Source organism: Novilysobacter viscosus (assembly GCF_046600715.1).
Taxonomy (GTDB): domain Bacteria; phylum Pseudomonadota; class Gammaproteobacteria; order Xanthomonadales; family Xanthomonadaceae; genus Lysobacter_C; species Lysobacter_C viscosus.
Genome location: NZ_JBJMAV010000002.1, coordinates 421148 through 438494 on the forward strand (window position 1 = coordinate 421148; position 17347 = coordinate 438494).

Annotated in this window: 13 protein-coding genes and 1 pseudogene; 2 read left to right on the forward strand and 12 right to left on the reverse strand. The window is 69.5% G+C overall.

What is annotated here, in order from left to right:
- Positions 1 to 178 precede the first annotated feature (178 nt).
- From ACJQWL_RS05575 to ACJQWL_RS05630, 12 genes and pseudogenes are all read right to left on the reverse strand, one after another.
- Positions 179 to 1531: a dicarboxylate/amino acid:cation symporter gene (locus ACJQWL_RS05575; protein ID WP_330969534.1), complete on the reverse strand. Its 1353-nt coding sequence runs from the start codon at positions 1529 to 1531 to the stop codon at positions 179 to 181.
- A 99-nt stretch (positions 1532 to 1630) separates the two neighbouring features.
- Entirely contained in the window at positions 1631 to 3316 is a 1686-nt protein-coding gene (locus ACJQWL_RS05580) for a BatD family protein (protein ID WP_330969535.1), read from the reverse strand.
- The gene (locus ACJQWL_RS05585; RefSeq protein ID WP_411300763.1) at positions 3313 to 5088 is read right to left on the reverse strand and encodes a VWA domain-containing protein; all 1776 of its coding nucleotides are present in this window, start codon (positions 5086 to 5088) and stop codon (positions 3313 to 3315) included. The genes ACJQWL_RS05580 and ACJQWL_RS05585 overlap by 4 nt, the downstream gene beginning before the upstream one ends.
- Entirely contained in the window at positions 5085 to 6062 is a 978-nt protein-coding gene (locus ACJQWL_RS05590) for a vWA domain-containing protein (RefSeq protein ID WP_330969180.1), read from the reverse strand. The genes ACJQWL_RS05585 and ACJQWL_RS05590 overlap by 4 nt, the downstream gene beginning before the upstream one ends.
- Before the next feature lie 59 nt (positions 6063 to 6121).
- The gene (locus ACJQWL_RS05595; RefSeq protein ID WP_330969177.1) at positions 6122 to 6589 is read right to left on the reverse strand and encodes a DUF4381 family protein; all 468 of its coding nucleotides are present in this window, start codon (positions 6587 to 6589) and stop codon (positions 6122 to 6124) included.
- Entirely contained in the window at positions 6589 to 7509 is a 921-nt protein-coding gene (locus ACJQWL_RS05600; RefSeq protein WP_411300764.1) for a DUF58 domain-containing protein, read from the reverse strand. The genes ACJQWL_RS05595 and ACJQWL_RS05600 overlap by 1 nt, the downstream gene beginning before the upstream one ends.
- 119 nt (positions 7510 to 7628) lie before the next feature.
- Positions 7629 to 8642 (reverse strand): AAA family ATPase, encoded by a 1014-nt coding sequence (locus ACJQWL_RS05605; RefSeq protein ID WP_330969175.1) that lies wholly within the window; start codon positions 8640 to 8642, stop codon positions 7629 to 7631.
- A gap of 176 nt (positions 8643 to 8818) precedes the next feature.
- The gene (locus ACJQWL_RS05610; RefSeq protein ID WP_330969174.1) at positions 8819 to 10759 is read right to left on the reverse strand and encodes a type IV pilus secretin PilQ; all 1941 of its coding nucleotides are present in this window, start codon (positions 10757 to 10759) and stop codon (positions 8819 to 8821) included.
- A gap of 17 nt (positions 10760 to 10776) precedes the next feature.
- Complete coding sequence (locus tag ACJQWL_RS05615) at positions 10777 to 11331, reverse strand: pilus assembly protein PilP (RefSeq protein WP_330969173.1); 555 nt, start codon at positions 11329 to 11331, stop codon at positions 10777 to 10779.
- 1 nt (position 11332) lies between these two features.
- A complete protein-coding gene (locus tag ACJQWL_RS05620; protein ID WP_411300772.1) occupies positions 11333 to 11977 on the reverse strand; it encodes a type IV pilus inner membrane component PilO in 645 nt (214 codons plus the stop codon).
- Positions 11931 to 12702, reverse strand: a pseudogene (locus ACJQWL_RS05625) (PilN domain-containing protein); the annotation flags it as partial. The gene ACJQWL_RS05620 and the pseudogene ACJQWL_RS05625, both read right to left, overlap by 47 nt.
- Entirely contained in the window at positions 12702 to 13760 is a 1059-nt protein-coding gene (locus tag ACJQWL_RS05630) for a pilus assembly protein PilM (protein ID WP_330969170.1), read from the reverse strand. The gene ACJQWL_RS05630 and the pseudogene ACJQWL_RS05625, both read right to left, overlap by 1 nt.
- 246 nt (positions 13761 to 14006) lie before the next feature.
- On the opposite strand from ACJQWL_RS05630, the gene ACJQWL_RS05635 reads away from it, so the two are divergent.
- Together ACJQWL_RS05635 and ACJQWL_RS05640 are read left to right on the forward strand one after the other, a co-directional pair.
- Positions 14007 to 16532, forward strand: coding sequence for a penicillin-binding protein 1A (locus ACJQWL_RS05635; protein WP_330969169.1), 2526 nt, complete (start codon positions 14007 to 14009; stop codon positions 16530 to 16532).
- Between the two features lie 120 nt (positions 16533 to 16652).
- Positions 16653 to 17315, forward strand: coding sequence for a hypothetical protein (locus tag ACJQWL_RS05640; RefSeq protein ID WP_330969168.1), 663 nt, complete (start codon positions 16653 to 16655; stop codon positions 17313 to 17315).
- Positions 17316 to 17347 lie beyond the last annotated feature (32 nt).

Here is a 17347-nt window from a genome sequence, read left to right on the forward strand (position 1 = left end):
GGATGCATGGCCTGGACGGGCCGCGCCGCCTCGGATCGAGGCGGCAGCGGAACCCGTCCCGCGGACGGCGGGGACGGCAGGTCCGGGCGCAGCGGCCGCCATTGTCCCATCCCCTCCGGCCGGTGTCGCGGCATCTGGCCGAACCGTCGGAAGCGGCCAGCGCGCGGGGCGGCCCGCGTCAGGCGGTGTGCGGACGCACCACCGGTTCGATCTCATCGGTCGAGACGTCGGCATCGTCGGCGATCACCGGCTCGCTGCGCCCGATCACCACCGAACCGACCATGTCGCCGCCCACGTTCACCACCGTGCGGCACATGTCGAGCAGGCGGTCCACGCCCAGGATCAGGCCGATGCCTTCGGGCGGGATGCCGAACATCACCAGGATCATCGCGATCACCGGCAACGATCCGCCCGGCACGCCGGCCGCACCGATGGAGCCGAAGATGCACAGCACCAGGATCAGCACCTGCTGCCCCATGCCCAGTTCGACGCCGAAGAACTGGGCGAGGAACAGCACCGTGATGCCCTCGAACAGGGCCGTGCCATTCATGTTGGCGGTGGCCCCCAGCGTGCACACGAAGCGCGCGACCCGGCGCGGCACGCCCAGGTTGTCCTCGGTCACCTTGAGGGTGGTGGGCAGGGTGGCGCTGGAGGACGAGGTGGAGAACGCCGTCAGCAACGCCGGCTGCGCGCCGCGGAAGAACGCCAGCGGGCCCATGCCGCCCAGCAGCCGCAGCAGGATCGGGAACACGATGAAGAAATGGATGCCCAGCGCCAGCAGCACCGTCCCCACGAAGCGCGCCAGCTGCATGAGCACGTCGACCCCCAGCACGGCGGTGATCGAGAACAGCAGCGCGGCCACCGCGAACGGTGCCAGCTCGATGATCCAGCCGATCAGCTTCAGGCAGATGTCGTAGACGCCCTGCACGGTGCTGACGAAGCTGCGGGTGGGATGGCTGCGGATCACGGTGGCGGCGATGCCGAACATCAGCGCGAAGAACATCACCGCGATCAGGTCGCCCGCCGCCGCCGCTGCCACCGGATTCTTCGGCACGATGTTGAGCAGCAGCTCCACCCCGGAGATGGAGCCGCCGCGTCCGGCGATCTCCGCAGAACGCTCGCTTGCCTCCGAGAGCAGCGCCTGGCCCACTTCCGGCGGCAGGCCGCGGCCCGGCTCGAGCACGTTCACCAGCACCAGCCCGATCAGCACCGCGATGCTGGTGACCGTCAGGATCCATAGCAGGGTCTTGCCACCGATGCGGCCCAGCGACTTGGGGTCGCCGATCTCCACCACGCCCAGCACCAGCGCGGAAAACACCAGCGGGATCACGAGCATGAACAGCAGCCGCAGGAACAACTGGCCGATCGGATCGGTCACGTAGGTGACGAAGCTCGCCAGCCACGCAGCGTCGGCGGCGTAGAGGTTGGCCAGGATGCCGGCCCCGGCGCCGACCACGAAGCCGACCAGCATCCGGGTGTGCAGCGGCAGTGCGCGGCGGCCATTCACGGCGCCATTGGGATTCGGGGTCATGGGCGGATCCATGCGAGGATCGCGCGAGCTTAACAAACCGCTCGCTACACCCTTGCGGCCCGGGCAGGCGCACGGGGACGTCGGCAGGGTGCGTGGGCTTCAGCCGCGCGGATACAGGGGCGGCAGGGGCTCGGCCGGGGACACCTTGGTGGCCTTCCAGCGGGGGCCGGAAGCGAATGCATCGCGGGCCATTACGCGGGCCTGCGCGCCGTCTCCCCCGGCCCAGCGGGCGCGCTGCATGGCGTCCACCGCGGCGCGCTGGGTGGGGTCGTCCAGGCGCGCCAGCAAGGCATCGACGTCGCCGGCCGGGGGGTCGGCCAGCGCGCACAGGCTCTGGATCACCTCGTCGAACCCGCCCGTATCCAGCGCACGTCGCAACGCCACCCGCGCCTGGCGACCGCCACCGGGCGCAACCGCCGGGGGAACCCGCGCGACCGCGTCGTTCCCGGCCTGCGCCGACGACGGCGCCTGGCGCTGCAAGGCCCACATCAGCGTCGCCAGCCAGAGGACGGCGAACAGCAACGCGACCAGCGCCCAGGAGGGGCCTGAGCCACCCGTCCCGGAGCTCGCCTCGTCCGTCGACCCGCCCTCGGCACCCGCGGTATCTCCCGGACCGGGACCTGCCGTGCTGCCGGCGGCCACGGCAGCACCGGGCGCCACCTCCAGCGTCAGCGCCGGCAAGGTCGCCTCTCGCGCCGCCCCGGCCCGGACATCCCACCAGTCCAGCCCCATCCCGTCCAGCCGGACCGACCCCGGCCGTGCCGGCACCAGCGAGAAGCGCCGTGTCAGCGTCACCCGTGGGCGACCCTGGTCGAACGACTCGTCGGCCTGCACCGGTTCCGGGAACACCTGCACGCCATCGATCGGCGGCAACAGCAGTTCCGGCATCTGCGCGGCGGTGGCGCCATCGGCGGTGGCTTCCACCACCAGCGTCGCCGCCTCCCCGACCTTCAGTGATTGCGGCGCGGTCCGGTACCGCAGGACCAAGCCGTGCAGCGGCAGCCAGGGCTGCGGCGCGTTGGCCGGCGCCTGGCGTACCTGTAGGAACCGCGGCGCGGCCTCGGCCTGCAGCGAAGCACCGCGCGCGCCGAAAAAGTCGTCGAAGAAGCCCCCGGTGCCGCGACCTTCGAACCGCGCGCCGGGGATCGACAGGGTGCCGCTGCGCTCGGGGATCAACTGGAAACGGCGCTCGACGATCGTGTAGCGACGCCCGTCGATCGAGCGCGTGTACTGGGCGTCCTGGCCCACCCGCTGCAGCGATGCGCCCTCCGGTGGCGGCTGGTCGATCTGGCCGGATATCAGCGGCACCGCCGAGTACAACCGCACGGTCCAGCCAACCGCCTGTTGCACGTACGGGTCCTGGTCGTCGGCTTCGCTCTCGATGAAGACATCGTCGCCCGCACGCGCCGGGACGCGCGCCGTCGACTGGGTCACCGTCAGCGGCAGCGGCTGGGTGCGCTCGCCGCCGACGGTGAGCGAGGGCACGGTGATCACGCCCTCGCGCAGCGGGCGCAGCGCGACCGCATACAGCGTGCGGGTCACGCTGCGGCCGTTGACGCGCTCGAATTCGCGCCGGCTGGCGTGCCCGCTGGCCTGGAACTCCGCGCGCAACGGCATGTAATCGGGCGATCCACTGGCGGTGGTCTCGATGTTGAGCGTCACCGTCTCGCCCAGCCCGATGCGATCCCGGTCCAGCCAGGCGCGGGTCTCGGCATGCACGGGCATGGCAAGCAACGCGCTTGCGGCAAGCAGCCAGGCCAAGAGCGGACGCAGCAGGGCAGTCATCGGTCGTCATCCTCGCGCAGTCCACGCATGCGGCGGCGCTCGTGTTCGAGTCGGAACTTCTCGCGCAACAGCCCACCGGGGTCGTCGGGCACGCGCCGAAGCCATGCCTCATTGGCCAGGCGCTGTTCGCGCTCGGCGGCTGTCTCGTTGACCGGGGCCTGCCCTTGCGCCGGCTGCTCGCCTTCACCGGCCTGCTCCAATGCGCGCTGCATGCGCTCACGCTGGGCGGCATCGGCCTGGCGCTGGGCTTCAGCGGCGGCTTCATCGGCGGCCTGCGCGCCGGTTTCCGATTCGCCCGGGTCGTCGCGCTGCTCGTCGGGGGCATCGGAGGGTTCGGCCTCGGCCTCCTGCTGCCCACCCTGTGGAGGGGCGTCGGGGTTCGCCTCTCCGGGTTGCGGCGAGCCCCCGCTGCCCGGGTCGCCCTCGCCGTCGCTGCGCCCGTCGTCGCCGCCCGACGGGGGCTTGCGACGCATCGCCGCCTCCACTGCCTGCCGGTTGGCCAGTGCGTCGGGCATGCCCGGTTGCAAGGCCAGCGCGCGGTCGTAGGCGGCAATGGCTGCTTCGTAGTTGCCGGCCTTGGCCAGTGCGTTGCCACGGTTGTAGTGCCCATCTGCACTGTCGACCTGCCGGTACAGCGCGGCGGCGCGGTCGAAATCGCCCTCGCGGTAGGCCTGCGTGCCCTGTTGCAACACTTCGTGACGGGCCTGGTCGGGGCGCTGCCACCAACTGCCGTCGTCCGCCTGCGCGCGCACCGGCGATGACGCCAGCCCAAGTGCCAGCACCACCACCGCTGCGCCGGCCCGGCGTCGTAGCAGCCACAACGACAGCAGCATCAGTGGCGGCAGCAGCCAGTAGCCGTCATCGACCCAGGTCCGCCCCTGGAGGCCGGCCTGGGTGTCGCCGGTGGTCTGCGCCGGATCCAGCACGTCCAGCGCCCGCAGGTCGCCGTCATCGGCGGCGACCGCGACGTACCGGCCCTGGCCCTGCGCCGCCATCCGTTCCAGCGACCCCGGGTCCAGCCGCGCGGTGGCGACGCCCCCACCGGCCCGGCCGTAGCTGCCGCCCGCCGCGCGGCCCAGGCCGAGGACCGACACCGTGTAGCCCTCGGACGCAGCCCGCGACGCCGCCGCGAGCGTCCGTGCGTCGGCGCCGTCGGTCATCAGCAGAATCTGCCCGCGGTCGAAGCCCGCCTGGCGCAGCAGGCGGGTGGCCAGCACGATCGCGCGGTCGGGCCGCTGGCCGTCGACCGGCATGACATCCGGATGCAGCGCGTCCAGGAAGATGGCGACATTGGCCGGGTCTGCCGTCAGCGGACTCACGGTGAATGCGTCTTCGGCGAACGCCACCAGTCCCACCTGCCCGCCGGCGCGATCGCGCAGCAACGCCTCCAGCTTGGCCCGCGCCTGTGCCAGGCGCGTGGGCGGCAGGTCGGTCGCCAACGTGGCGCGCGAAAGGTCGAGCGCGACCACCAGCGGCATGCGGCTCTGCCACAGCGGCTGCTCGACCTGTCGCCAGCTGGGGCCGGCCAGCGCCACGACCGCGATCAGGTAGAGGATCGCCCCCAACCATAGCGGCGACTGCCGGGCCGGCGTGACCCCGCCCTCGACCAGGTGCGCGAGCAGGTGCGGGTCGACCGCGTTCCGCCAGACGTTGGCCTGGTGGCGCCGCCGGTTCCACAGCCACGCGCCGGCGGGCAGCGCGAGCAGCGCCCACAGCCATTCCGGACGCAGCAGGTGGAGCCCGGCGATCGCGTCCATGAGCGGCTGCATCATGCGGTGCGCTCCTGCCGCGACGCACGCCCCTGCACCAGCAACGCCAGTACCGCCAGCAGCAAGGCGGCCGCCAGCGGCCACGCATAGCGTTCAATCTTCGGCCGCACCGCTTCCCCGGGCCGTTCCACCGGTTCCAGGCGGTCGATCTCGCCGTAGATGCCCGCCAGCTCGCCGGTATCGCGCGCGCGGAAGAAGCGGCCGCCGGTGGCCTGGGCAATCGCGCGAAGGGTCTCCTCGTCGATCTCGTCGCCGCCTCCCGGCATCGGCAGCTGGAACCCGAACACCGACATCGACCCGTCGCCGCCGAAGGCGACGGTGTGGACGCGCACGCCGTTGTCGCGTGCCAGTTGCGCGGCCTTCTCCGGTGTCAGTACCCCGGCGGTATTCACCCCGTCGGTGAGCACGATCAGCACGCGCTGGCCCGGCGGCTGCGACCGAAGGCGCTTGACCGCCAGGCCGATCGCATCGCCGATCGCGGTTTCCTGTCCGGCCAGCCCGACCACGCTGTCGTCGAGCTGGGCGCGGACGGTGTCCCGGTCCAGCGTCAGCGGGGTCAGCACGTACGCCCGGCGACCGAACACGATCAGGCCCACGCGGTCCCCCTCACGGCGCTCGAGGAAGTCGGCCAGCACCGCCTTGGCCGCGGTGAGGCGGTCCACGGGACGGTTGCCAAGGGCCATGTCCGGCTGGCTCATGCTGCCCGACAGGTCCAGCGCCAGCATCAGGTCGCGACCGGCCTGGGGGGGCTGGATCGGTTCGCCGAGCTGTTGCGGCCGTGCAGCGGCCAGGCAAAGCAGCAGCCAGGCCAGCCATGCAAGCAGGCCAAGGCCGCCCGTCGCCCTGCGGCCACCAGCGCCACGCGCGACCGCCTGCAGTCGTTCGGGCGCATACGGCACCTTGAGCGCCGGCGTACTGCCCCGCACCGGTGGCAGCAGCAGGCGCACCAACCAGGGCAGTGGCAGCGCGAGCAACATCCATGGCCATGCAAGCCCGGTGTCGGCCACGGCGGGAACCCACGACGACAGCCATGCGCTCACCCGGCGTCCATCCATTGCATGAAGCGGGCGAGGGCCAGCGGCCGGAGTGCGTCGACTTCCGCCGGCGATGTGTCCGGACGGTAACCGCCCAACGCCAGGACCTGGCCCGGGCCGGTGGTGAACGGGCGGTGCGCGTCATCGCCGTCAAGCAGTGCCAGCCAAGCTGCGGCATCCAGCCGGTCCGCAGCGGGATCGTGTCGCCGCGCGGCACGCCGCAGCAGGTCCGACATCACCGCAACCTGTTGCGATGCCGAGCCCGCCTGGTCCACGGCGGTGTCAAACCAGCGCGCGATCCGTTGCCTGCGGCGGCGGCGATGCAGCCGCCACGCCGCCAGCAGCGCGCCGAGCACGGCGATGGCCCCGAACACCACCCACCATCCCGGTGCGGGCGGCCACCATGACGGCGCGGGCGGCTGGTGCACGTCGCGCAGCACCAGCGTGGCGATCATGGCGATCCCGTCCATCACGCCACCAGGGGCCGCGGTCGGCCCAGCAGCGGGAGCCAGGACTCGCTCGGCGCTTCGGTTGAAAGCGCCTGGACACGTACCCCGCGCGACGGGAGTGATGCCAGCGCATCGGTGACCGGGCCAGCGAACTGCGCCTGCCACCGGCCGCGCTGGGACGGCCGGGCCAGGTCCAGCTCGATGCGAACCTGGCCGCCGCGGAACGGCAGCAGTGCTTCGGGTGGCGTCATTTCAAGCGGATCAGTCATCAACAGCACGATGACTTCGTGGTGCTGCGCCAGGCCGGTCCAGCGACTGGGCGGCACCGACGGCACGCTCTGCGCGTCGGCCAGTACCACCAGCCGCGAGCCGGGACGCAACAGGCGCGTGGCGTGCTCGAGCGCGGTGTCCAGGCCGTCATCATCGGTGGGCGCCTCCGCGTACCAGCGCACCAGCGCATCCAGCACGCGCAAAGCGCCGCGTGGCCCGGCGCCCGGGGTCACCGGCGGCGAATGGCGGCTGGCGCGCAGGGCGGCAACCCGGTCACCGTCGCGCACTGCCGCCCATGCCGCGATCGCGCCGGCGCGTGCCGCCTGGACCGACTTGAAGCGCACCCGGGTGCCGAAATACAGGGTCGGGGCGGTGTCGGCCACCAGCAGCGTCAGTCGCTCCCGCTCGGCCTGGTAGAGCTTCGTGTGCGCGCGCCCGGTACGTGCGGTCAGGCGCCAGTCGATGTGGCGTGCGTCGTCGCCTGCCACGTACCCACGGGACTCGGCGTATTCCATGCCGCGGCCGCGCATGGGCGAGAGCGCGTGGCCGCTGGCCCCGTGTCGGCCCTGTCGCGCCGGCCTGCGGCCCTGCACGGCGGCGCGAAGGCCGATCAGTTCGGCCAGCGAGGGCTGGATGCCAGGGGTCGGCATTGCGGGAGCGGTTGGCGCCATGTCCTAGCGCTCCGCGGCCGTGCGATGGCCTCGCTCGGCGGACACCCGCCGTGCGTGCAGGCCCTTACCAGAGCAGTCGCATCGCGCGGGGCAATGGAAATGCATGCCGTCCATCCGCATCAGGGCAGTGGCACCCGCCGCAGCAGCTCTTCAACGAGCCGGTCGCCGTCCCAGCCTTCCGCGGTTGCTTCGTAACTGGGCAACAGGCGGTGGCGCAGCACGTCCGGGGCGATTGCGCGGACGTCATCGGGTGTCACGAAGTCTCGCCCCGCGAGCCAGGCATGCGCGCGCGCGCACCTTTCCAACGCAATCGATCCGCGCGGGCTCGCGCCCCAGGCGATGCGGCGTCCCAGGTCCGGGTCGTAGCGCGAGGCATCGCGCGAAGCGAGGGTCAACTCGATCAGGTATCGCTCCACCGCAGGTGCCAGATGCAGGTCGAGGACTTCCGCGCGGGCCGCAAACACGTCTTCCAGCGAAAGCCTGGGCGGCGCATCGGTAGTGCCACCCATTGCATCGCGCGCCCGATCGCGGGCCAGTTTAAGGATCGCGGCCTCGGCATCCGCCTCCGGGTACCCGATCCGGACGTGCATCAGGAAGCGATCCAACTGCGCCTCCGGGAGCGGAAACGTCCCCTCCTGCTCGATCGGGTTCTGGGTCGCCATCACCAGGAACAGTGCGGGCAGCGGGTACGTCGAGCGGCCGACCGTCACCTGGCGCTCGCCCATCGCCTCCAGCAGGGCCGATTGCACCTTGGCCGGCGCGCGGTTGATCTCGTCGGCGAGCAGCACGGGATGGAAGACCGGACCGGGCTGGAACTCGAAGCGGCCGTCCTGCGGGCGCCAGACTTCGGTACCGGTGAGGTCGGAGGGCAGAAGGTCGGGGGTGAACTGGATCCTGGCGAACTCCGCCTCGAGCCGCGAGGCCAGCGCGCGGATTGCCGAGGTCTTTGCCAGGCCTGGCGCGCCTTCCACCAGCAGGTGTCCGTCAGCAAGCAGCGCAATGAGTAACCGATCGACCAGCGCGGCCTGCCCGATGATTTCACTCGCCAGTCCATCGCGCAGGGCGAGGAACTCGGCATGCAGGCGCGATACGCCCGGGGACCGTGGTGTGTTGTCTGGATTGGGACTGTCCATGGATCTCCACGTGGGATGGCGGCCCGACACGCGCCGGACCCGCTGGAGTTTGACCCATGTTCGCCGCCCCCGCCGCGACGTAGATGAACGCCGGGCGCCACCACGGGGACGTGCAGCCATCTCCTAACGCAAGCGGGGGCCCCGTAGGACCCCCGCTCTAGACGACCCGGTGCAGGTCAGCGTTGGGCGACCTTGAGCACCCTGGGCGTGACCATGATCAGCAGTTCGGCCTTCTCCTTGCCGCGCGACTTGTTCTTGAACAGGTTGCCAAGGAACGGGATGTCACCCAGGAACGGCACCTTGGAGACATCGTCGCGGCTACGGAATTCGTACACGCCGCCGATGACCACCGTCTGGCCATCCTCGACCAGCACCGCCGTGTTCACCGCGCGCTTGCTGATCTGCGGAACATCGCCGATGCCGGTGCTGATGAAGCCTTCGATCTCGTCCTTCTTGACGTTCATGTTCAGGAATACGCGGCCGTCGTTGGTGATGGTGGGCGTGACCCGCATCTCCAGCAGCACGTCCTTGAACTCGACCGTCGGGGTGGGGACGCTGCCAGCGGTTGCCGGCCGGATGGTGACGTAACCGACTTCCTGGCCCTGGGTAATGACCGCCTCGCGCTGGTTGCTGGTGACGATGCGCGGGTTGGAAATGACCTCACCCCGACCCTCCTGCTGCATCGCCGAAAGCTCGACGTCGAGCGCATAACCGGCATTGAGGATCGCCAGTGCGATCGAGCCGGCCGGATTGGCGACCCCGAGGTTGCTCATCAGGCCCCGCGACAGTTCATACAGCGGCTCACCCTCGGCCACGGCCTCGTCGAACGAGCCCTGGCTTGCGGCGTTGTTCTCGATGGAGTCGTTGAACCAGACGTCGCCGCCGTTGGTGTAACCCGAGACGCCGAACCGCGCGCCGAGCTCTCGCGAGAAGCTCTCGGTGGCAACCACCACCCGGGCTTCGATGATGACCTGGTCCACCGGGCGGTCGATGACGCGGATGAGTTCCTTCATCTGCGCGACCTTCTTGGGGATGTCGCTCACCATCAGCGTGTTGGTGCGCGCATCGGCTACCAGCCGCCCGCGGGGCGAAAGGAAGCCGTTGTCGTTGTTGCTGCCGCCGCCCGCGCCGCCTGCACCACCGCCACCGCCCCCGCCGATGCCCTTGGCCTCGGTCAGTGCGGTGAAGATCTGCTCGGCATTGTGGTAGTTGATCTGGATGTACTCGGTCACCAGGTCGACCCGGTTCTCAAGCGCGATGCGGGCGTCTTCCTTGTCCTGCTCGAACTTGGCGATCTCCGACTGCGGGGCCACCCACACCACGTTGCCGCTGCGACGCTTGTCCAGTCCCTTGGACTGCAGGACGATGTCCAGCGCCTGGTCCCACGGCACGTTCACCAGCCGCAGGGTCACGTTGCCCTGCACGGTGTCGGACGCGACGATGTTGAGGTTGGATTCCTCTGCGATGAGCTGCAGCACGGTCCGGACCGGCACGTCCTGGAAGTTGAACGTGACCGGGCGGCCGCTGAAGGCCCGCGACTCTCCGCCGGAGGCCGAGATGACGGCGCCCTGGTCGGGTGCGCCCACCGCGCGCCCTGCGGCGGGCGCCGCAGGCGTGATCTCGACGATGTAGTCGCGGCCGGTCTGGTAGGCCATCGAATCGAACTGCCCTCGCGTGTCGAGGACCAGCAAGGTGCCGCGTCCCGAAGCCCGCGCGTCGATGCGCTGCACCGGCGTGGCGAAATCGGTGACGTTCAGCGGACGCTGCAGGGTGGCAGGCAGCGTTGCGTTGCCGACGTCCACCATCACCTGGGTGCCCTGCGTGCGCAGGTCGGGCATCGCGCCCTCCCCGGTGAAGGTCAGGATCAGCTTTCCGGCGCCATCCTGGCCGCGCTTGAAGTCGATCTTGGCGACCTCGATTGCACCTGGAAGCTGCTTGGCCGGATCGGGGCTGGGCGTCGGAGCGACCTGGGCCACCAGCGACGGCGCGATGCCTGCCGAAGGCGCAGCGTGGACCGCCGTGAAGGCGGCGAGCGTCCCTGCAGCCAGACCGATCATGGTCGTGCTGAGCAGTGGGCGGCGGGCGCTCCGCGAGCGGTTGGCGTTGAATACGGTCATCGTGCTATCCCCCAGAATCATTGATCTTCCAACGCGACCGTGGCCGGACGTTCCAGCCAACCACCCGCGCCATCCGGCACCAGTTCCATCAGTTCGATGCGGTCTTCGAAAATACCGGTCACGCGGCCATCGCTCTGCCCCATGTACGCGCCCGGCCGCACCCGGTAGGTCACGCGGTCCGGGGCCATTACCAGCGCCACCAGCCCGGCGCCCCGCCCCAACGTACCCACCATGTCCAGGCTGTCGAGCGGGAACTGCTCGAGGGTCTGCTTTCGACGTGCGGAGTCCGGACGTGGGCCACCCCCGCCACTTTCATCGGTGAAAGCGCGGCTGAACGGGTCGCGCAGCGATTGCGCGGCGTACTCGAAAGTCTCGAACTGCTGCATGACGGGCAGCGGCTCAAGCGGCGGAGCCGGGCGGGCCTTCACTTCGGCAACCCAGTTCTCCAGGTTCGGCGCACCACCAGGCGTACTGGTGATACCTCGGGTACAACCTGCCACGAGCACGAGTGCGCCCACTGCGAGGATGAGTCGAGGTGCCGTGCGTCGCTTCAGAGCATTGACGTCGCGCATGTCAGCCCTCCTCCCCGGCGGCTTGCTCGCCTTCGTCTTCCGCGATTTCCTCTTCGTCGAGGTAGCGGTAGGTCTTCACGGTCCCGGCCAGTTCCAGCGGCGCGTTGGCACCGATGACGCCGTTTTCCTTGTCGCGCGGCTGCAGCGAAATATCGTGCATGGTCATGATGACCACCCGGGGCAGCGAAGCCACGCCACTGACGAAGGCGCCGAACTGGTGGTAGGTGCCCACCATCCGCAACGCGATCGGCTTCTCGGCGTAGAACTCCTTGGGCTCCTCCGGACCGGGCTGGAACAACTCGTTGGCGATCCCCGTGGCCAGCGCCGTCTGGGAAATGTCCACGATCAGGTCCGGCATCTCGGTCTTGCTGGGCAGCTGGCGCAGCATCTGCTGCAACTGCTGCTCCATCTGCGCCAACTGCTGCTTCAGCGGCTCCAGGTTGGAGGCGCGGCCCTGCTTGGTCTCGAACTCCTGGCGCAGCTCGGTCTCGGTGCGTTCAAGACGCTCGAGTTCGGCCCGCTTGTCGCGGACGAACAACCACCAGGCCAGCCCGATGATGAGCAGGGCGATGACCGCGCAGAAACCGATCTGGGCCTGGCGCGGCCACCCCCCGATATTGTGGAAATCGAGCTCGCGCAGGTTCAGCTTCTTCTGGCTCATGACGCGGCTCCCGTCTCGGTGGCATCGGGCGTGGCCTGCGGCCCTGCTTCGGGCTGCGCCGCCGGTGCGGTGGCATCGGGCGCCACGGCCGGCTCGGCCAGCGGATCGATCGCCTCAACCGGTTGCGGGTCGTCGGGGATCCCGTCGCCGTCGCTGTCGACCGGCTCGTTGGGGTTGGCGAGTTTCACCTGCAGGGTGAACTGGTAAGGCAGGGCCTTGTCGTCGCCCGCCGCCTCGATGATCGACAGGTCGGGGCTGCTCATCCACCCCGACCCCTCGAGGTTGCGAAGGTAGGTACTGACGCGGGCGTTGGACTGCGCGCGCCCGTCCAGGGTGAGGGTCTGGCTGTCCTGCTTGATCGAGGTCAGCACCACGCCGTCTGGAATCGTGCGCACCAGCGAGTCGAACAGGTGCACCATCTGGGAGCGGTTTGCCTGCAGCTCCTCGATCACTTCCTTGCGTGCCAGCAGCCGCGCCTTCTGCTCGTCGAGCTTCTCGATCTCGGCAATGGCCGCATCGACCTCGGTGATCTGCTGGCCGAGGTAGGCGTTGCGGTCCTTCTGGCCATCTATCTGGCCGTTGTGGTAGCTGATGATCAGGAACGTCAGCGCGATCGCCGCGACGACGCTCACGCCCACCATCTTGACGAAATCCTGCTGGCGCTGTTTACGTCGCTCCGCGCGCCACGGGAGCAGGTTGATCCGTGCCATCAGTCAAAGCTCCTCAGCGCCAGCCCGCAGGCGATCAGCAGGGCCGGTGCGTCCTGCGCCAATGCGTGGGCCTGCACGCGCGGTCCCAGTGTCATATGGGCGAGGGGGTTGGCGACCATGGTCGGCACCCCCAGTTGCTCCTCGACCATCTGCGCGATGCCGGGTATGGCGGCGCAACCGCCGGCCAACACCACCTGGTCGACGCGGTTGTGCTCGCTGCCGGCGTAGAAGAACTGGAGCAGCCGGCTGACCTGCTGAACCATCGCCTCCTTGAACGGCTCCAACACCTCGGCCTCGTAGCTCTCGGGCAAACCGCCCTGGCGCTTGGCCAGCCCGGCTTCCTCGTAGCTCAGGCCGTAGCGGCGCATGACCTCGTCGGTCAGCTGCTTGCCGCCAAAGACCTGCTCCCTGCTGTACAGGTTGCGACCGTTACGCAGCACGTTGAGTGTGGTCATCGTGGCGCCCGAGTCGATCAGCGCGACAATGCCGTCCTTGGGGATGCTGAGCTGGTCGGCCAGCAGTGCGAAGGCGTTCTCGATCGCGAACACCTCCACGTCCATCACTTTCGGGGTCAGACCGCCGAGCTCCAGCGCCGAGGCGCGGACCTCCACGTTCTCGGCGCGTGAGGCGGCCAGCAGGACCTGGACGGATTCGGGATTTCCGGGCATGGGCCCGAGCACCTCGAAGTCCAGGTTCACTTCCTCGATCGGGTACGGCACGTAGTTGACCGCTTCCAGCTCGATCTGCGACTCCATGTCGTCGTCGTCCAGGTCCGACGGCATCGCGATCACCTTGGTGATCACCGCCGAGCCGGCAACGGCCGCTGCGGCATGCCGCGCCCGGGTGCCGGATCGCGACACGGCGCGCTTGATGGCCTCGCCCACGGCTTCGGGCTCGACGATGTTCTTCTCGACCACCGCATTGGGCGGCAACGGCTCGACCGCATAGTGCTCAACGCGGTACCGGTTTCCGGCACGCGAGAGCTGCAGGATCTTGACTGCTGTCGAACTGATGTCCACGCCGACGAGCGCCGGCTGGCTTTTTGTGATGACGCCCACTGTTTTCTCCCCTTGCCACAGTCGCTTACGCGCACTTCGTGTGACCGCGTCTTAAATAACGGACTTTTTACAGGCTGGCAACCATTTCCTTGCGGAATTGCCCAGCAAGGCGCTTTTCCCCACCGCTCCCCAACCCCCTGGACGGCCGTGAAGGCCCGATGCCGCCCCCCCGCGGTGAGCACCGGGTCGATGACGCGGCTCCTCTATACTCCACGGCCACGACACCCGCAATCGGAACCTGCTTCGATGCCCGTTTTCCGCCGCCTGCTTCGCTGGGCGCTCATCGCGCTTGCCGGCGTAGCCTTCTTCGCCTCGCTCGCGCTCAGCTCGATGTACCTGCTCATGGTGCCGAAGCTCCCGGACGTGGAAAGCCTCCGCAACGTCCAGATGCAGGAGCCGATGTACGTCTATTCGCGCGACGGCCAGCTGATGGCGCTGTTCGGCGAAATGCGCCGGTACCCGGTGAACATCGGCGACGTACCCGAACGGCAGAAGCAGGCGTTCATCGCGATCGAGGATTCGCGCTTCTACGACCACCACGGCGTGGACTACAAGGGCGTGCTGCGCGCGATCTGGCTGCTGGCCACCACCGACGATGCGCGCGTGCCGGGCGGTTCCACCATCACCCAGCAGGTCGCGCGGCAGTTCTTCCTGGACTCGGAGTACAGCTACACGCGGAAGCTGCGCGAGATGCTGCTGGCCATGCGCATGGAGCGCGAGCTGAGCAAGGACGAAATCTTCGAGCTTTACCTCAACAAGAGCTTCTTCGGTAACCGTGCCTACGGGATCGCGGCGGCGGCCGAGTTCTACTACGGCAAGCCGCTGGACCAGCTCAGCCTGGACGAGATGGCCTCGCTGGCGGGCATTCCCAAGTTCCCATCCAGCGGCAACCCGCTGACCAACCCCGAGCGCGCGCGCGAACGCCGCGACTACATCCTCCAGCGCATGGCCGAGCTCGGCTTCGTGAGCAAAGCCGAAGCGACACGCGCGCAGGCCGTGGCCATGCACGCCATCGCCTACGAACGCCCCACCGAGGTGTACGCGCCGTACGTGGCCGAGATGGTCCGGCAGGAGATGGTCGCCCGCTACGGCGCCGAAGCCCTGACCGAGGGCTACCACGTCACCACGACCCTGGACCCGGAGCTGCAGGCCGCGGCCAACCGCGCCGTGCGCGACGGGTTGATGGCCTACGACGCGCGCCATGGCTGGCATGGCGTCGAGCAGCAGTTCGAGTTGGCGGAAGGGGAGGATCCGGTGACCGTCGGTCGCCGCTTGCGCAACATTCCGACGCAGTCGGACATGGAGCCGGCAATCGTGCTGTCGACCGACGGCGCGGAGGCGACCGTGGCGCTGCGCGACGGCCGCCGGGTCACGCTGGACGCGAAGGCCGGTTTTGCCGGACGCAGCCCCGGCCGGCTGGTCGAACGGGGTGACCTGGTCCGCGTGCTCGCCGAACTGGATGAAGAGACGGAAGCCGAGGTCGACCCGCGCGAAGGCGTCGCCGCCGATGCGCCGGTCGCGGCCGCGGTCGAGCGCTACCGCCTGACGCAGCTCCCGCGCGGCCAGGCCGCACTGGTGTCGCTCGAACCGCTCGACGGTGCCATGCGCGCCCTGTCGGGGGGCTTCAGCTTCGCCGGCAGCAAGTTCAACCGCGCGGTGCAGGCACGGCGCCAGCCGGGCTCCAGCTTCAAGCCCTTCATCTATGCCGCCTCGTTCGAACGCGGCTTCAGCCCCGCTTCGATCGTGCTCGACGCCCCGGTCGTCTTCCGCCAGCGCAACGGCAAGGTCTGGCGCCCGCAGAACGACTCGGGCAACTTCGCAGGGCCGATGCGGCTGCGCGAAGCGATGGTGCAGTCACGCAACCTGGTCTCGGTGCGCCTGCTGGACGCGATCGGGGTGGATTTCGCGCGCAAGTACATCAGCCACTTCGGGTTCGAGGAAGAACACCTCCCGCCCAACCTGTCGATGTCGCTGGGTACCGCGTCGCTGACGCCGCTGTCGGTTGCGCGGGGATATTCGGTGTTCGCCAATGGCGGCTTCCGGATCACGCCGTGGTTCATCGACGAAGTCCGTGACCGAAATGGTGCCGTGGTGTTCAAGGAAAAGCCGGCCACCGCCTGCCCCGGTTGCGCCGTGGGCGCGGCCACCGGGGCGGCGCGAGCCACCAGCGAAGTGGCTGGTTTCAACCTGGGCCCTGCCAGGAAGCCCAAGGCGCCGGAAGCGGAGTCCGATACGGACGCGGCACCGGAGCGACCGGTCGCCAAGCCGGCGGCCGACGTACCGCTGGCCCCGCGCGCGATCGATGGGCGCATCGCCTTCCAGGTGGTTTCGATGCTGCGTGATGTCGTCCAGCGCGGCACCGGCACCGCCGCCAAGGTGCTCGAACGCGAAGATGTCGGCGGCAAGACCGGATCAACCAACGACTACCGCGACGCATGGTTCTCCGGGGTGGGCGGGCCCTATGTCACGACGGTCTGGGTGGGCCGGGATGATTTCCAGTCGCTCGGCTATCGGGAGTACGGCGGTCGTGCCGCCCTGCCGATCTGGATCGACTACATGCGCGTGGCGCTGGAGGACCAGCCGCTGGCCTCCGACGAGCCGCCCCCGGGCATGGTGAAGGTGTCGGTGGCGGCCAACGGCAGCCTGCTTCCCGAAGGCAAGGGGGGCGTCCAGGAGTGGGTGAAGGCCGAGGACCTTGACCGCATGCAGAGCTACAGCGACTACGGCACCGAGGACTCGACGCCGGCCGAGGAGTCGTTCGACATCTTCTGACGACGCACTGGATGGCGTGGCCACGCGCGCACCCGCATGGCCCGTGCTAGCGTGGCGCGTGCCGGAAAGCCGGCCGTGGCGGGAGTGCCCGCCGACGCGTACGCCGAGGAGGCCGTTGCCATGCGACCCGCCCGACAGCACGCCCACCTGCACGCCCAGACCCGTACGCGAGAACGCCGCCACCGCTTGGCCCACGAGGCTGCGCGCCTGATGGCCGAAGGCGGCGTGCGCGACTACCACCAGGCCAAGCTCAAGGCGGCCGAGCGCCTCGGCATCCGCGACGACGCGTCGTTGCCGCGGAACCGTGAAATCGAGGACGCGTTGCGCGAGTACCAGCGGCTGTTCCAGCCAGAGGGGCACCACGCGCTGGCCGAACGCCGCCACGCTGCGTTGCGGGCGATGGAGTTCTTCTCGCCGTTCGATCCGCGGCTGGTCGGACCGGTACTGGACGGCACCGCCGATGCGCGAAGTGCCGTGGCCCTTCACCTCCACGCCGACGACCCGGACGCGGTGCCGCTCTACCTCGACCAGCACGGAATCCCGACCGAGCCGCGCAGCCGGCGTCTGCGGCTCGACCGCGAGCGCAGTGACGATTTCCCCGTGTGGGTGTTCAGCGCCGATGACATCGGGTTCGATCTCACCGTGCTCCCTCGAAATGTCCTGCGGCAGGCACCGTTGTCCAGCGTGGACGAGAAGGCGATGCCCAGGGCTTCGTTGGCGCACCTGCGGCAGCTGCTGGCCGAGGAGGAAATCCGCGGTTACGAGCGCGACGGCGGACGGTAGGTCCAGGTGGAAGTGACTTTCGACCACCCCGT

Coding starts and splice junctions, on each gene's coding strand:
- ACJQWL_RS05585 (WP_411300763.1), bottom strand. CDS start 5,088: ATGATGCAGCCGCTCATGGACGCGATCGCCGGGCTCCACCTGCTGCGT.
- ACJQWL_RS05615 (WP_330969173.1), bottom strand. CDS start 11,331: ATGCGCGACGTCAATGCTCTGAAGCGACGCACGGCACCTCGACTCATC.
- ACJQWL_RS05610 (WP_330969174.1), bottom strand. CDS start 10,759: ATGACCGTATTCAACGCCAACCGCTCGCGGAGCGCCCGCCGCCCACTG.
- ACJQWL_RS05590 (WP_330969180.1), bottom strand. CDS start 6,062: ATGTTGCTCGCGCTGCCACTGCCCTGGTTGGTGCGCCTGCTGCTGCCA.
- ACJQWL_RS05580 (WP_330969535.1), bottom strand. CDS start 3,316: ATGACTGCCCTGCTGCGTCCGCTCTTGGCCTGGCTGCTTGCCGCAAGC.
- ACJQWL_RS05575 (WP_330969534.1), bottom strand. CDS start 1,531: ATGACCCCGAATCCCAATGGCGCCGTGAATGGCCGCCGCGCACTGCCG.
- ACJQWL_RS05600 (WP_411300764.1), bottom strand. CDS start 7,509: ATGGCGCCAACCGCTCCCGCAATGCCGACCCCTGGCATCCAGCCCTCG.
- ACJQWL_RS05595 (WP_330969177.1), bottom strand. CDS start 6,589: ATGGACGGGATCGCCATGATCGCCACGCTGGTGCTGCGCGACGTGCAC.
- ACJQWL_RS05640 (WP_330969168.1), top strand. CDS start 16,653: ATGCGACCCGCCCGACAGCACGCCCACCTGCACGCCCAGACCCGTACG.
- ACJQWL_RS05635 (WP_330969169.1), top strand. CDS start 14,007: ATGCCCGTTTTCCGCCGCCTGCTTCGCTGGGCGCTCATCGCGCTTGCC.
- ACJQWL_RS05605 (WP_330969175.1), bottom strand. CDS start 8,642: ATGGACAGTCCCAATCCAGACAACACACCACGGTCCCCGGGCGTATCG.